The 15,090-nt window shown below is 36.3% G+C and carries 11 protein-coding genes and 1 tRNA gene; 9 read left to right on the top strand and 3 right to left on the bottom strand.

Annotation, left to right across the window (positions count from 1 at the left end):
* Positions 1 to 134: 134 nt before the first annotated feature.
* From BC781_RS08375 to BC781_RS08365, 3 genes are all read left to right on the top strand, one after another.
* Positions 135 to 326 carry a helix-turn-helix domain-containing protein gene (locus BC781_RS08375; protein WP_109616790.1) on the top strand — a complete coding sequence of 64 codons (192 nt, stop codon included), beginning with the start codon at positions 135 to 137 and terminating at the stop codon, positions 324 to 326.
* Positions 319 to 1,782 (top strand): DUF3987 domain-containing protein, encoded by a 1,464-nt coding sequence (locus BC781_RS08370; protein ID WP_109616789.1) that lies wholly within the window; start codon positions 319 to 321, stop codon positions 1,780 to 1,782. The genes BC781_RS08375 and BC781_RS08370 overlap by 8 nt, the downstream gene beginning before the upstream one ends.
* 163 nt (positions 1,783 to 1,945) lie before the next feature.
* Positions 1,946 to 2,809, top strand: coding sequence for a DUF6371 domain-containing protein (locus tag BC781_RS08365; protein WP_109616788.1), 864 nt, complete (start codon positions 1,946 to 1,948; stop codon positions 2,807 to 2,809).
* 91 nt (positions 2,810 to 2,900) lie between these two features.
* Here BC781_RS08365 and BC781_RS08360 read toward each other — a convergent pair.
* Positions 2,901 to 2,974, bottom strand: a tRNA-Ile gene (locus BC781_RS08360).
* A 292-nt stretch (positions 2,975 to 3,266) separates the two neighbouring features.
* Here BC781_RS08360 and BC781_RS08355 point away from each other — a divergent pair.
* From BC781_RS08355 to BC781_RS08345, 3 genes are all read left to right on the top strand, one after another.
* Entirely contained in the window at positions 3,267 to 5,804 is a 2,538-nt protein-coding gene (locus BC781_RS08355) for an AsmA family protein (RefSeq protein ID WP_109616787.1), read from the top strand.
* Between the two features lie 137 nt (positions 5,805 to 5,941).
* Positions 5,942 to 6,544, top strand: coding sequence for a DUF4136 domain-containing protein (locus BC781_RS08350; RefSeq protein WP_109616786.1), 603 nt, complete (start codon positions 5,942 to 5,944; stop codon positions 6,542 to 6,544).
* Positions 6,545 to 6,574: 30 nt separating this feature from the next.
* Positions 6,575 to 6,949 (top strand): DUF2237 family protein, encoded by a 375-nt coding sequence (locus BC781_RS08345; protein WP_109616785.1) that lies wholly within the window; start codon positions 6,575 to 6,577, stop codon positions 6,947 to 6,949.
* Positions 6,950 to 7,002: 53 nt separating this feature from the next.
* Here the strand turns inward: BC781_RS08345 and BC781_RS08340 are convergent, their stop codons facing one another.
* On the bottom strand, positions 7,003 to 9,078 hold the full coding sequence (locus tag BC781_RS08340) for a YgiQ family radical SAM protein (RefSeq protein WP_394342326.1): 2,076 nt from the start codon (positions 9,076 to 9,078) through the stop codon (positions 7,003 to 7,005).
* 632 nt (positions 9,079 to 9,710) lie between these two features.
* Here BC781_RS08340 and BC781_RS08335 point away from each other — a divergent pair.
* Both BC781_RS08335 and BC781_RS08330 read left to right on the top strand, forming a co-directional pair.
* Positions 9,711 to 10,787 carry a cytochrome c oxidase subunit II gene (locus tag BC781_RS08335; RefSeq protein ID WP_109616784.1) on the top strand — a complete coding sequence of 359 codons (1,077 nt, stop codon included), beginning with the start codon at positions 9,711 to 9,713 and terminating at the stop codon, positions 10,785 to 10,787.
* A 30-nt stretch (positions 10,788 to 10,817) separates the two neighbouring features.
* Positions 10,818 to 12,713 (top strand): cytochrome c oxidase subunit I, encoded by a 1,896-nt coding sequence (locus BC781_RS08330; protein ID WP_109616783.1) that lies wholly within the window; start codon positions 10,818 to 10,820, stop codon positions 12,711 to 12,713.
* Between the two features lie 469 nt (positions 12,714 to 13,182).
* On the opposite strand, the gene BC781_RS08325 is transcribed toward BC781_RS08330, so the two are convergent.
* Positions 13,183 to 14,409: a bifunctional 3,4-dihydroxy-2-butanone-4-phosphate synthase/GTP cyclohydrolase II gene (locus BC781_RS08325; protein ID WP_109616782.1), complete on the bottom strand. Its 1,227-nt coding sequence runs from the start codon at positions 14,407 to 14,409 to the stop codon at positions 13,183 to 13,185.
* A 317-nt stretch (positions 14,410 to 14,726) separates the two neighbouring features.
* Here BC781_RS08325 and BC781_RS08320 point away from each other — a divergent pair, with 317 nt between their 5' ends.
* Complete coding sequence (locus BC781_RS08320; protein WP_109616781.1) at positions 14,727 to 15,089, top strand: arsenate reductase family protein; 363 nt, start codon at positions 14,727 to 14,729, stop codon at positions 15,087 to 15,089.
* Position 15,090 lies beyond the last annotated feature (1 nt).

The following is a 15,090-nucleotide window of genomic DNA, read 5'->3' as shown; positions in this document are numbered from 1 at the left end:
TTTCTAAGGTTGTATCCCCATTTACACTTCGGTTGCATGGCGCCCTTTTGACCTTTCTGTCGGAGGCAGAACTACATAAAATATTCTTTTCAAGGTGAGAAGGATTTTTATGTTTTATCTAAATATTATTTACAATGAAAAAAAATGAATTATCTAATTCATTAATAACTGTAGCCGAGTTAGCTAAAAGACTTAGAAAGACTCGCCAAACAATTCACAACTGGACTAAGGCCGAATTGATACCTTCTTATAAAATTGGAGGTAGCCTTTTTTATGATTTTGAAGAGGTAGTTAACGCAATTAAGGAAGGAGGTTGTAATGGGTAATCGTAAACAGTCTAACTCCAAGTTGTCTAAAGCTGCTTTTGATGAAGCTTTGGTAAGTAAAGTAAATCAAAGTGAGAAAAATTCTAATACTAGCCTTAGTTTTAAGGCTAGTATTGTTATGGGTTCTCAAGACTCTGTAGAGTTTGTAAAAGCCTTGAATGATGGTGTACCATTTCCAATAGAGGTTTTCCCTAAGTTATATCAAGATTTTTCGACTAAGGTTTCTGATTCTTTGGGGCTTCCTATTCAATTTATATTGAGTGGATTACTTCCAGTTTTTTCATCATTATTGGGTACTCACTTTGTTTTTGAAGAGAAGCCAGGTATAAGGCATTCGGCATCTCTCTGGTTGACTTTTGTTGGGTATTCGGGTGTTGGCAAGACACCTGTAATCAAAGTACTAACAAGACCTTTACAAGAACTAGATCGAAGGTTATACGAAGAGTATAAACAGAAAGTCAAAGAGTTGGAAATGAACTCTGGAGAAGATTCTAATTTTGAAAAACCGCATTTGATTCAATCTATTATTAATGATTTTACTTTTGAGAGTTTAGCTGAAGTCTTAATTAATAATAAGAAAGGTGTATTTGCTGTTCAGGATGAGGTGATGAGTTTATTTAATGGTTTAAATAAATATAGAAAAGGAGATGATGTAGAAAAGTTACTTTCATTACATTCTCATACCCCTATTATAATCAATAGAAAGTCAAGTGATCATCTTCGTATTGATAAACCATATATGAGCCTAATTGGAGGGATACAACCTGGTGTATTACATAATTTGGGTAAAGGAGATCACATGGAGTCTGGAATGTTTTTTAGGCTCTTATTTGTTGATGCATCTGATTTCAAACAAAAAGAGTGGAATTCTACAGGTGATCAAAATGGAGTAATAGAGTGGTATGAAACTACTATTTTGAAGTTTAATGACCTAATTAAGACTAAAGATTATAACCATGAGAAACCCTTTGTATTCTATTTGTCAGAAGATGCAAAAGTAGAATACAAATCTGTTATGGACACTTTAAGACAGATTTATAATAATTACGAAGGGAAGGATGTGTCTTTTATTAAAACTTTGTTTTCTAAGTTTCAATCACATTTTGGTCGATTGTGTTTAGTATTACATGCTATTCAAGCTTCAGTTAATGGAGATTTTTTTCAAGAAAATATAAGTGCAGGAACCGTAAGTTCAGCTGCAGAAATAACACGTTATTTAATCTCTACTTCTATGAAAGCTTCTCGCAAAATTAAAAACTCGAAGAAAAGGGGACGGAAACCTCAACATAAAGAAATCGATTGGGACCTAGTTTTTCATGATAAAAAATTTATGAAAATGGAGAAAATAATAGAATTTGTTTGGAAACAAAATTCTGCTATAGGATCAAGTACAATCCGCGAAAGGGCTAGTAAGGAACTAAAAAAAGTGTCCCGGGGTGTTTATACACGTCCTTAATTACCAATATTTAATATAATGTGTTGTAAGTGACTGATAATGAGTGTGTAGTTTTACTGGTAATTAAATTTGTAGTGAATTTAATTACCATAATTTTAATCTATTGATAGTCAGTTGTTTATGTTGTTTTTTTTCATTAAGTGGTAATTAAGTGACTTTTTCAATGAATTTTTTTAAGGGGAATAGATATTCAATCGCTAAAAAATGTCCATGCGGTAAAAGTAATCGTGATGGTAAGTTTATTCCATATGTAGGCGAAACGGATTATGGTTTTTGCCATGCGTGTGATACTAATTTCATCGATGAATATAAGGATACTAGTTATGAAAGAGTCTATGATAGATCCGTAGTTGAAGCTAAGCCCGTAGCCATTAGGTTTATAACTTACGAAAAATTTGGTCCTATTTGTAAAGCAAAAAAAGAGAATAATTTATACACATTCCTAGAAACCGTATTTGGACTATCTAAAATAACAGATGCAATAGAAGAGTATTGCTTAGGTTCATCAAAAGATGGCGGAGCTGTATTTTGGCAAATTGATGTAGAAGATAATGTTAGAAAAGCTAAGGTGATGTTTTATAATAAAAACGGTCATCGTAATAAGTCTATACCTCCTCTACAGCCATTTAAGAATAGTGATGGATACACAAGTTGTCTTTTTGGTGAGCACCTGCTTAAAAACAACCTAGATCAAGATGTCTGTATTGTTGAGAGTGAAAAAACTGCAATTATAGGACGTATTGTCTATCCTAATATGATTTGGTTAGCAACTGGAGGTTTATCTAATTTTTCAGTTGGTAAATGTCGTGTATTAGAAGGCCGAAGAGTTTTCGTCATACCCGACTTTCATGACAATGCAAGAAACGCTTGGTTTAGAAAGTGTGAAGAAATTTCTAAGTTTTGTGATGCAGTATTCATTGATCCTTATCCAGAGGAAGATTCAGGTATTGATATTGCGGATATATTAGTGGATGATCATTTAATGAAGAATCCTTTGGCGAGACAAAGGTTAGAAAACCTTCGGTGAAAACAAATTAAAAAGATTGACCTATAGATCGACCTATAAAAACAAAAACGCTGTAAATACTTGATTTACAGCGTTTTAAAAACCTTTAAAGTGGTCCCACCTGGGCTCGAACCAGGGACCACCTGATTATGAGTCAGGTGCTCTAACCAACTGAGCTATAGGACCGGAAAACAGTAGCAGACTGTGCTGTTTCTCTCTGTTTTGCTGTGCAAAGGTAGAACGCTTTTCAGTTTAATCCAAGCCTAAAATGGCTATTTTTGGCCATTTTGGCTTAACCTATTGAAATACAGAAAGAAATTTTTTCAAAAAAAATATCTTTTTTCCAAGTTCTTCCAATGAATGGCTATTTGAAGTAAAATTCACCTAATCTTTGATACAGATTCTTTTTATTATGCCTAGGGAGTTGTTTCTTGTAAAGGCGTTGTAAACAAAACTAAAATCAAGAATCATCATACCTATGAAAAAAGTTTTCCTTATTGTTTTCGGCCTTTTTTGTGTCGTCTTACTGACTTTATTTATTGTTCCGTTATTGTACAAAGATAAGGTTGTAGCTATGCTGCAAAAAGAGTTAGATAAGCAGCTGACTGCAAAAATAGAGTTGAAGCCAGAAAATATATCCTTAAGTCTTTTACGCGACTTCCCTTCACTTTCCGTTTTATTGGAAGATTTTAAGATAGAAGGTCAAGATAAATTTGAAGGTGTAAACCTTTTGGAGATAAAAACTTTTGCACTGGGTATGGATGTGATGTCTGTGGTTAGTGGAGATGAAATCGTCATTGATCATATCATTTTAGAAAAACCATCTGTGCATGTAAAAGTACTCGAAGACGGTAGCGCAAATTATGATATTATGGCAGAAACTACAGATGTACCTGTAGAAGAGACGCCAACAGAAGAGAGTACTGGAAGTGGGCCGAGTATCAAGATTGAAAAGTGGTCTATTTCTGAAGGCGTTGTTCGTTATGAAGACCCTACCATGCCTGTAGAGGTGCTTTTAACCGATCTAAATCATAGTGGGGGTGGTAGTTTTAGCGATAATATCTTTTCGATGTTGACTAAAACGACAATTGATAAATCAACGATTACTTTTGATGGAGTAAGCTATTTTAATGAATCTTCCGTTGATGCAAATATCAATTTAGATATTGATTTGGATAAGATGCATATGACTTTCAAAGAAAATTATTTGAAAGTAAATGAGTTTAGTATCGGAGCAGATGGTTGGTTCGAAATGCCTGAGACAGGTTTTGAGATGGACTTAAGGTTCGGCTCTAAAGATAACTCTTTCAAAAGCCTTTTATCTATCGTTCCGGGGATGTACAAATCTGATTTTAAGGATTTGGAAACTTCAGGAGATTTGAAGTTTGGTGGAGAAGTTAAAGGTGTGATGGATGATAACAATATGCCTGCATTTAACTTTGCTCTGAAAGTGGACAATGGATATTTCCATTACCCTGATTTGCCTTCTTCTGTGGAAAAGGTTTTTGTTGACCTGAAAGTAGATAATAAGGATGGTGTACCAGAACATACCGATGTAGATGTCAATAACTTTAGCCTTGAGGTGGCAAAAAGTCCGATCAAAGGAAGTTTCCATTTGAAACAACTTGATGCCTATTCGGCTATGATGCAAGGTGCTGTTGATCTAGCTGTGATTCAGACCGTCTTTCCGATGGATAGCATGAGCTTTTCTGGAAATATAGATTTAGATGCGAAAGTGGATGGTTATGTCTCTGACGAAAGCTTTGAGAAGTTGAAGGCTTCTGGTAAAATGGAAGCCAGTAAAATCAAGTTTGAGAGTGTTGATTTACCACAAGGGTTTGGAATTGAACATGCAAAAATTACATTGAGTCCTTCTCAGATTAAACTAGAAGATTATAAAGGAAATGTAGGGAAGAGTGATCTGACGATAACAGGTTTTATTGATAACTACATGGGATATGCACTCAAGGACGAGCTGTTGAAAAGTAATCTTAATGTAGAATCGCAAGTCTTGGATTTGAATGAATGGATGAGTGAAGAGGAAACGGTAGCTACAGAAGAAGAAACTACAACGGAAGAAGTTCCAGACAGCTTGAGTATGCAAGTAGAAGCTTTACCTTCAAATATTTCTTTTGTAGCAACAGCAAAGGCAAAGACTGTGAAATATACCAATCTTGATTTAGAAGATTTCACAGGAAGAATTGAGCTGAAAGATGGGGTGTTGAGTATGAAAAAACTCTACTTCAATCTTTTAGGAGGAGCTTTTCAGATGGATGGAAAGTATGATCCAAGAAATACTGAAAAACCATTGTTTGATGCGAGCTTTAAAATCAAGCAATTGTCTTTCAAAAAGTCTTACGAATCTTTTGTGACAGTTCAGAAGTTTTCTCCAATTGCCAAAAATATTGAAGGAGACTTTTCCGCAGATATGAACATTAGTGGATTATTAAACGGAGACTATTCTCCTAATTATGAAAGCTTGTTTGGTAAAGGAGGGCTTCAAGTAGTTCAAGCACAGCTGAAAGGGGTAAAAGCGCTGAACTCAATAAGTGAGCTAACCAATATAAAAGAGTTGAACGACCCAAGTATCAAAGATATTGATGCAACAGGTGAAATTAAGAATGGAAAACTTTATGTCGATCCATTTGATGTAGATGTGGCAGGGATTAAAACCAATATTTCAGGAACAAATTCGATTGAGGGAGATATCGACTATAATATTCAAATGAATTTAGAAGGTACATCTTACTCGCAGTATTTACCAGGAGTTTCTTCTGTGAAGTTTAAAGTGTCTGGTACGTATGACAATCCAAAGATCAAGCCCGAATACGGTGATATTGCCAGTGAAGTGAAAAAGCAAATTTCTGATGAAACGAAAAAAGCAACTTCGGATGCTTTGAAAGACTTGCAAAAACAAGCTGCTGACGGGGATATTGATAAAGATAGTTTAGAAAAGAACTTGAAGAAAACTGGAGAGGACTTGTTGAACAACCTTTTTAAGAAGAAGAAAAAGTAATTCTACAGTCAAAAATATAGCATTTGAAAAGAGGCTTTCTCATCACAGAGAAAGCCTCTTTTTTGTTTTTATGTAAATGGATTTAAATAAGAGGCTTTTGTGTTGTAAAAAAGAAAGGATAAAAAAATCATTAAATAATGAAATTTACGGGTATGAAGTTAAAGAGTATTGCTGTTCTTTTCGTGCTAATTTTTTGTTTGGCTTGTAGCAGTTCATATCATTATTCTGAATTATACAAATACGCAAACTTCTATGAGTATCGAAACTATAATATCATGCTTCCCGACTCTGTGGTGAGTGACGGAAATATGGCGATGCACGGTATTCCCCCAGATCGAGTAGAGGAAGTGATGAGGAATATTCGTTTAGAAATGGATTATCGAGGTTTTCGTGAAGACACTTTAGCCGATTTGGAAGTCTATTTCTACGTGAAGACAGATGTTAGACAACCCTATGTAGATCGGGAAGATTTTTACCGTAGTTCTACTTCTACTTTTGGGAAGTATGACGGCTATGATTACCGATGGGCAAATTGGTATGTACCTAGTCAATTTCCAGATGGAACACTGATTATTGACATCGTTGACGTACAGATGAATCGATTGATTTGGTATGGAATCGCCGAGGTCGATTTGTTGAGTAATGATTTTAACCCTAGAGAATTAGAGGAAAGTATTGCAAAACTGTTTACAAAATTCGAATATAGACTAGGGAAAGATGGTCGTGTGAATGTAAAGTAATTTGAGTCTTTAGAAATTAAATAGAAAACAGTGTTATCAGAAAATGTATTTGGCGATCCTCTAGAGTTATGTTGTACAAGCCCAATGACAGGATTTTTTAGGAATGGATCATGTGAAACCTGTGAAGAGGATAGGGGAGTGCATGTTGTATGTGCGGTAATGACAGATGAATTCCTCCAATTTTCTAAGAAGATGGGGAATGATTTGATGACGGCAAGACCCGAGTATCAGTTTCCTGGCTTGAAGGCAGGAGATAGTTGGTGTTTGTGTGCTTTTAGGTGGAAAGAAGCATGGTTGGCAGGTTGTCCTCCTGAGGTATATCTGAAAGCAACTAATAAAGAAGTGTTGGTACATATCCCTTTAGAAGTCTTACAAAAATATGCAGTAGATTATAATATCAAATAAGATAAAAAAGGGCTTTATTCATTTGAATAAAGCCCTTTATCGTAGCTCAAGAGTTATTTATAGCTCTTTTGCTTATTTTTTCGATTCTTATTGTTGCTGTTTGGATGTCCTCCACCACTTCTGAAGTTTTTACTTTTTGGGTTGAACGGCTTATCATTATCGAAGTTTCTTTTCTTTTTATCATTTCTCGATTTACCGTTGCGTTTTCCCTCTTTTTGCTCCTGTTGTGGTTTTGCATTTTTGTTGCTACCGTATTTGGCATGAGCAGGTTTGAAATCTTCTTTTTTCTGTGGCGCTCTCGAAAGTAGTTTAATCGTCAAATCATTAAGCCCTAATTTTTCTAGACGCTTTCTGATCTTCGATTGATACTCCGATTTGTACCAGAAGAAGAATTGGTGCTGTTCCAATTTTTCCTCCTTAGACTTCGCTGTATAATAAGGTTTAAGTGTGTACGGGTGCACTCCTGAATAGTAGATTACCGTAGCCACAGTCATTGGAGTAGGTGTGAAATCTTGAACCTGTTCCAATTTGAAGCCCATTTCTTTGGTCTCAGCAGCAAGGTGTGCCATATCTTGAGCTTCACAACCTGGGTGAGATGAAATAAAGTATGGAATCAGTTGCTGATTTAGATTGTACTTTTTATCAATCTCATCATACTTTTTCTTGAAAGCATGGAAATGCTTGAACGAAGGCTTACGCATAATTTTCAAGGTAGCATCTGAAGTATGCTCTGGAGCAACCTTCAAACGTCCTGAAACGTGACGACGTAATACTTGTTCCATATATTCGTCAATGGTATCATCAGCTCTTTTGTTATAATCTTTAACCAAAAGGTCATAGCGAATACCACTACCCACAAAAGCTTTTTTGATGTCTGGGTGTTCATCCACTTTTCTGTAAATATCGATAAGTGGTTGATGACTTGTGTCTAGGTTATGACAAACAACAGGGTGAATACAAGAAGGGCTGACACATTTTTCACAAATGCTTTCATCAATCCCTTTCATTTTATACATATTGGCAGAAGGTCCTCCAAGGTCACTGATATAGCCTTTAAAGTCAGGCATGGCAGTCACATGGTTTACTTCTTTCATGATCGATTTCTCAGAACGACTGGCAATAAATTTACCTTGGTGTGCTGAAATCGTACAGAAACTACATCCACCAAAACATCCTCTGTGCATATTGACAGAAAACTTGATCATGTCGTATGCAGGAATTGCCCCTCTCTTTTTGTATTTAGGGTGAGGTAAACGAGTGTAAGGGAAATCAAAAGACTGATCCATTTCTTCCTCCGTCATGGTATAGAATGGAGGGTTGATGATCAGATTGTTTTCACCTATTTTCTGAATGATTCTGTTTGCGTGCAGTTTGTTAGACTCTTGCTCGATATGCTTAAAGTTAGAGGCATATGCAAGTTTGTCGTCCAAACATTTTTCGTGAGAGTTGATCTCAATGGTTTCCCAATTTTTATTTTTAGGGAGTTCCTCTTCTTGTTTTCTTATGAAAGCAGTTTGAGGAATTGTTGTTAGAGAATTAAAGGGAACACCTTTAGATAGAAGTTTTAACACTTCTCTCAAAGGTTGTTCTCCCATACCATATACAAGCATATCCGCTCCACTACTTTCCAAAATAGAAGGCATTAGTCTATCAGACCAATAGTCATAATGTGTAACACGTCTGAGGGATGCCTCAATTCCTCCAAGTAATACAGGAACATCTGGATATAATTCTTTTAGGATTTTGGTGTATTCTATAGTCGCATAATCAGGACGGAAACCAGCCTCACCACCAGGGGTATAAGAATCATTTGAACGTCTTCTTTTATTGGCGGTGTAATGGTTGACCATTGAGTCCATACAACCTGCAGTTACTCCGAAGAATAACTTTGGTTTGCCCATTTTTTTGAAATCACGAAGGTCATCTTTCCAGTTAGGCTGCGGAATGATCGCAATTTTATAGCCTTCGTTTTCAATAATACGACCAATCACAGCAGGTCCAAACGCAGGGTGATCCACGTAGGCATCACCAGAAATCAAAATTACATCGAGTTCTTCCCAACCTCTTCTCTCTACTTCTTTCTTGGTAATAGGTAACCAATCAGTAATTGGACGATCTTGAATTTGCATGATCTATAGAATGAATAAAATAAAATTAATGTGTTTAAAGCCTTAAGAAGGTCAACACCTTATAAAACTTAGGAAAGCACTAAAGTTCCCCGCTTTAATACTCATTTGACAGAGTACAACTTACAAAGTTCTAAAATATTTTTTTGAAATCGATAATCTTCCTGAAAACTTCAGCGGAATCTTATGGATTTTATTTTGAACCTACTGCAAGCAATCTTCTAAAGCTATTTTCAATGATGTATTTTTTTAAACTACTTTTCTCATCTTCTAGGCTTAGGTTCTTAACATTCTAAGTCCGCGAAATGACGCTCAAATGACGCGAATTTTAATTATCCATAGACGAAAAAGGAAAGTAGTTAGGAAATTAAAACAATGAGAAGGGTTTGGAGTTTAGAAATATGACTTATGTCATTATTTTGAATATTCCTTTTTTGCCATGACTACTTGTAACTCTCTGTAGATGAATTGGAGAGAAAAAGGGTATTGAAAAAGTTCAATATTTGTCACTTAAAAAACATGATAAATATCACTCAAAATAGAAAATCTTTGGTATATTTGGGCGATTTTTAGGTTTACAATTATTGTTTAATGAAAATTTCGAGTGTAATCTCATAATTCAAAACGACACATATATGACGACGGTTTTGTTATTGGTTTCTGGATCGATTTTACTGCTCATTATTCTAGCGTTAATTTATCGTATCATCAATTTGGTGAGTATTGCGAAAGGAGAGGATGCGAATAAAGCGAGCACGAGCAACAAGATTAATGCAGTTTTATTTCCAATCTTTTTAGTTTTAGGGTTTGGTGCAATCTTCTGGTATTCAGGAGTTGCCAAGGAGTACTTCTTGCCAGAAGCAGCTTCTATTCATGGTAAAGAAACAGATCAATTGTTCTGGATTACTATGGCAGTTGTAGGTTTGGCATTTTTCTTAACACACATTCTTCTATTTGTTTTCCCATTTACTTATCAGTATAAAGAAAACAGAAAAGCGTGGTACCAACCACATAATAATGCTTTGGAGATCGTGTGGACAGTAGTGCCAGCATTGGTGATGGCTACCTTGATTATGTTTGGTGTGAAAACTTGGACAGATATCACATCTCCTGAAGAGGAAGCAGCTTTAGAAGTTGAAATTTTGGGTAGACAGTTCGGATGGGAAATCCGTTACGGAGGTAAAGACAAAGAAATTGGTGCTTACAACATCCGTAAAATTGATAGCGATGGTATCAACTCAATGGGTATCGATTTTACTGATATCAAGAGTACTGACGATTTTGTAGCGGGTGAAATTTGGTTGCCAAAAGGTAAGCCAGTGAAATTGCGTATCAGAGCATTGGATGTAATTCACTCGGTATTTATGCCTCACTTCCGTGTTAAAATGGATGCCGTACCAGGTATGCCAACTAAATTCCAATTTACTCCAACACTTACTACAGAGGAAATGAGAGATATCCTTCGTAAAGAAGGTAAAGAGAATGCTGACAAATTCAAATATGAGTTGGCATGTACTGAAATCTGTGGTGAAGGTCACTTTGGTATGCGTAAAATCATCAGAGTTGTGGAGCCTGAGGAATTTGAAAAGTGGTATGCAAAGCAAAAGACATTTGCTGAGAAGAATCCTGACTTCGTTTCTGCATTGAAAGCAAAAGGTGAATTTGCTGGAGAGTTGAAAGAAGAGGCAAATAGTGAAGTTGCTACCCGATAAATAAAGTTAGAATCCAAAATTATTGATATAATGGCTACAGCAGAATTGAATGTTCAAAACGAAGCTGAAATGCACGATGTGCATGAACACCATGAGTCACATGGAAACTTCTGGACGAATTATGTTTTTTCACTGGATCATAAAGTAATTGCAAAACAATTCTTGATCTCAGGTATTTTTTGGGCACTAATTGGTGGAGGTCTTTCTTTGATTTTCCGTCTTCAGTTGGGTTTCCCAGAAGCTAGTTTAGAATTCTTACGTCCGATCTTGGGTGACTGGATCACTCCAGAAGGACAATTACATAAACAATTTTATTTGGCTGCAGTGACAATGCACGGTACCATCATGGTATTCTTTGTATTGACAGCAGGTTTGAGTGGTACTTTCTCTAACCTTCTTATTCCATTGCAGATTGGAGCACGTGATATGGCTTCAGGATTTATGAACATGCTATCGTACTGGTTCTTCTTCCTTTCTTCGGTAGTAATGTTCGTTTCATTGTTTGTCTCTACAGGTCCTGCTTCAGGTGGATGGGTAGTTTATCCTCCTTTGAGTGCATTGCCACAAGCAATTGATGGTTCTGGATTGGGTATGACGCTTTGGTTGGTTTCAATGTCTTTGTTTATCGTTTCTTCACTTTTGGGTAGTGTAAACTATATCGCTACTGTAGTGAACATGCGTACAGCAGGTCTTTCATTCGGTAAATTACCCTTGACAATCTGGGCTTTCTTTATCACAGCTATTATCGGTATTCTATCATTCCCAGTACTTTTTGCAGCAGCATTGTTGTTAGTATTTGATAGAAGCTTCGGTACGTCTTTCTATTTGTCTGATATTTATATTGATGGTGTAGCACTACACCACTCAGGTGGTAGCCCAATTCTTTACCAACACTTGTTCTGGTTCTTGGGTCACCCAGAGGTATATATCGTATTGCTTCCTGCATTGGGTCTTACTTCAGAAGTAATTTCTACAAACTCTCGTAAGCCTATCTTCGGTTATAAAGCCATGATCGGTTCTATGTTGGGTATCGCGTTCCTTTCATTTATTGTATGGGCTCACCACATGTTCGTGTCGGGTATGAACCCATTCTTAGGAACGATCTTTATGCTTCTTACTTTGATCATTGCGGTACCTTCAGCGGTAAAAGCCTTCAACTACATTACAACAATGTTTAGAGGTAATATCGTATTTACGCCAGCTATGTTGTTCTCAATTGGTCTAGTATCATTGTTTATCTCTGGTGGTGTAACAGGTATTGTATTGGGTAACTCAGCATTGGATATCCAATTGCACGATACTTACTTTGTAGTAGCTCACTTCCACTTGGTAATGGGTTCTGCGGCATTCTTCGGTATGATGGCAGGTGTATATCACTGGTTCCCTAAAATGTTCGGTAGAATGATCAACGAGAAGTTGGGTTATGTTCACTTCTGGATGACATTTGTTGGTGCTTACTTGGTATTCTTCCCAATGCACTACATCGGTATTGCAGGTTTCCCTCGTAGATACTATACATTTACAAGATTTGATGCATTCTCTACATTCACTGACTTGAACCAGTTCATCAGTATTGCAGCAATTCTTACAGTAGGAGCACAGTTGTTATTCGTATTTAACTTCTTCTACTCAATGTTTAAAGGTAGAAGATCTCCTCAAAACCCTTGGGGATCTACAACACTAGAGTGGACTACTCCAGTAAATGTTGGTCACGGAAACTGGCCAGGAAAAATTCCTACAGTTTACAGATGGCCTTACGACTTCTCTAAGCCAGGTAGTGATGAAGATGGATTTGGTGATTTCATTCCTCAGCATATTCCATATTCTCAAACTCCAGCTTCAAACACTGAAGAAGAGAAACCATTAGTGGAAATCGAAAAAGAATTAGATGCTTTGAATACTACAGAGCACGATGAGATTCACTAAGAATTGATATATGAATTGCAAAAGGCCCTACGAGAGTAGGGCCTTTTTTATTATCTATTTTTAAAGTTTAAGTACTAGGATAAATGCTTTCGGGATAAAACTTTACTGTTCTTAGAGTTGCTCTAAGAACTCATAAATGAAGGATAGAGTCTTCAGACTCGAAAAATGTACATAAAATCGAGTCTGAAGTCTCTAATTCCCATTTTTTAATTCGAAGATGTTGCACTCGCTCACTTCGTTAACTCTTCACATAGAATATCCGTAATCATTAGTCCTAGTGCTTAGCTACAGGTTCAAAAGAGTTTGAGGGGTGAAGGTTTGGTTGATGAAATATTTTAAGCCTTCTTCTAAGCGTTTTTTGGGGCAATGTACTTTTGTATTCAATTGATAAGAGTGAAAATAAAAAGCCATTCTAAATCTGATTTAGAATGGCTTTACTATGTTTTACTTTGATGTTTATCTCAAAGAATTAATCTTTTTTCAAGATCGCATGTCCCATCTTATCTCTTTTTGTCTTGAGATAATTTTCGTTGTGCTTATTCGCTTCAATTTCAATAGCAATGTTATCTACGACTTCAATACCATAGCCCATTAAACCTACACGCTTCTTAGGGTTGTTTGAAATCAATCTCATTTTTGAGATATTCATAGCTCTTATGATTTGGGCACCAACACCATAATCTCTTTCATCCATACGGAAACCTAATTTCAAGTTGGCCTCAACAGTGTCGTATCCTTCCTCTTGAATTTTGTAGGCTTTCAGCTTATTGACAATGCCAATACCGCGTCCTTCCTGATTCATATAAAGAATCATACCTTTGCCTTCTTTCTCGATGATACGCATAGCTTCTAGTAATTGCTCACCACAGTCACAACGACAAGAACCAAAGATATCTCCTGTCATACAAGAAGAGTGTACTCTTACAGGTACAGCATCGTCTTTGCTCCACTCACCTTTGGTAAGGGCCAAGTGAATTTCACCTGTATTTGTTTGTTTGAAAGCTGTAAGCTTAAAGTTACCCACTTCTGTAGGCATATCTACGTTTTCAACTTCTTTCTCAATCAAAGTCTCAGTATTCAAACGATACTCAATTAAATCTTTGATTGAAACTAATTTTAAGTTGAACTTCTTCGCTACTTTTACCAAGTCTGGAAGACGAGCCATTGTTCCATCATCATTCATGATCTCAACAAGTGCTCCTGCAGGTTTCAAGCCTGCTAGTCTAGCGAAGTCAATAGTTGCTTCAGTATGTCCCGAACGACGTAAAACACCGTCTCTTTTTGCTTTAAGCGGGAAAATATGTCCAGGTTTTCCTAGTTCTGAAGGCTTTGTATCAGGATTTACCAATGCTTGGATCGTTTTAGAACGGTCACTAGCAGAAATACCCGTTGTACATCCGTGTCCAATAAGGTCTACAGATACGGTAAATGGTGTCTCATAAGTAGCCGTGTTTTTTCCGACCATAAGCTCAAGACCAAGTTCTTCACAACGGTCTTCGACAATGGCTGCACAGATCAATCCACGACCTTCCTTTGACATGAAGTTGATGATTTCTGGTGTCACTTTTTCTGCAGCACAAATGAAGTCTCCCTCATTTTCACGGTCCTCATCATCTACTACAATGATAATTTCGCCATTTCTAATGGCTTCAATTGCGTCCTCTATTTTGTCGAGTTTGAATGTTTCTTCAGACATTGAGATGCGTATTTAAAAGGTAGTTATATTCGTCAGCTAACTGACATAACTTTGATTCTGAACAAATGTTTGTTGCAAAAGTAAGAGAAAATTTTACACAAACGAACCTTTCCACTATGGATTAATAAGGAAGTAAGCCACATATAAGTTTACAAAATGAGTATTTTTTTAGATTTTTTTTGTTGATATTAATGTAAATGTGACATTTATTAACTGTACTAATGTTCAGCATAAAGTGTGAATGTACTTCAGGTGCCGAAAATTTCGGATGATTTGTATGCTATTATTCTCAATCTCACTCTAAAAAATACACGCATATGCACAAAATTGGTGACCCTTCTACTATCGAGCTCTACGTAAGAAAAGATGAGTACAAAGACAAGCAAACCATAGCTCTAGCAAAGTCTTTGGGAAGAAATGTACATGTCCATGATATAGGGACAGATGCTTTTACGAAAACGATTTGGAAAGACATTCTGAAAAAATTGAATCTTACCCCCAAAGAGTTGATGAACAAAGCCAACCCTTATTATCAGAAAAATATACGAGGAAAAGATTTTGATAGTGAAGGATGGTTAGATGTTTTAATGCACCATCCTTTCTTGATAAAAGCTCCGATCGCGGTTTGGAAGAACAAAGTAAAACTATTGAACAGTCCTCAAGATTTACTTAAAATATAGT

The organism is Sediminitomix flava, assembly GCF_003149185.1.
Taxonomy (GTDB): Bacteria; Bacteroidota; Bacteroidia; order Cytophagales; family Flammeovirgaceae; genus Sediminitomix; species Sediminitomix flava.
The sequence above is the reverse complement of the archived record's forward strand: the minus strand, read 5'-3'. Positions and strand labels throughout refer to the sequence as shown.

What these genes read in the sequence shown, in the direction of transcription:
- BC781_RS08375 (WP_109616790.1), top strand. Translation starts at nt 135, where the DNA reads ATGAAAAAAAATGAATTATCTAATTCATTAATAACTGTAGCCGAGTTA.
- BC781_RS08370 (WP_109616789.1), top strand. Translation starts at nt 319, where the DNA reads ATGGGTAATCGTAAACAGTCTAACTCCAAGTTGTCTAAAGCTGCTTTT.
- BC781_RS08365 (WP_109616788.1), top strand. Translation starts at nt 1,946, where the DNA reads ATGAATTTTTTTAAGGGGAATAGATATTCAATCGCTAAAAAATGTCCA.
- BC781_RS08355 (WP_109616787.1), top strand. Translation starts at nt 3,267, where the DNA reads ATGAAAAAAGTTTTCCTTATTGTTTTCGGCCTTTTTTGTGTCGTCTTA.
- BC781_RS08350 (WP_109616786.1), top strand. Translation starts at nt 5,942, where the DNA reads ATGAAATTTACGGGTATGAAGTTAAAGAGTATTGCTGTTCTTTTCGTG.
- BC781_RS08340 (WP_394342326.1), bottom strand. Translation starts at nt 9,078, where the DNA reads ATGCAAATTCAAGATCGTCCAATTACTGATTGGTTACCTATTACCAAG.
- BC781_RS08335 (WP_109616784.1), top strand. Translation starts at nt 9,711, where the DNA reads ATGACGACGGTTTTGTTATTGGTTTCTGGATCGATTTTACTGCTCATT.
- BC781_RS08330 (WP_109616783.1), top strand. Translation starts at nt 10,818, where the DNA reads ATGGCTACAGCAGAATTGAATGTTCAAAACGAAGCTGAAATGCACGAT.
- BC781_RS08325 (WP_109616782.1), bottom strand. Translation starts at nt 14,409, where the DNA reads ATGTCTGAAGAAACATTCAAACTCGACAAAATAGAGGACGCAATTGAA.
- BC781_RS08320 (WP_109616781.1), top strand. Translation starts at nt 14,727, where the DNA reads ATGCACAAAATTGGTGACCCTTCTACTATCGAGCTCTACGTAAGAAAA.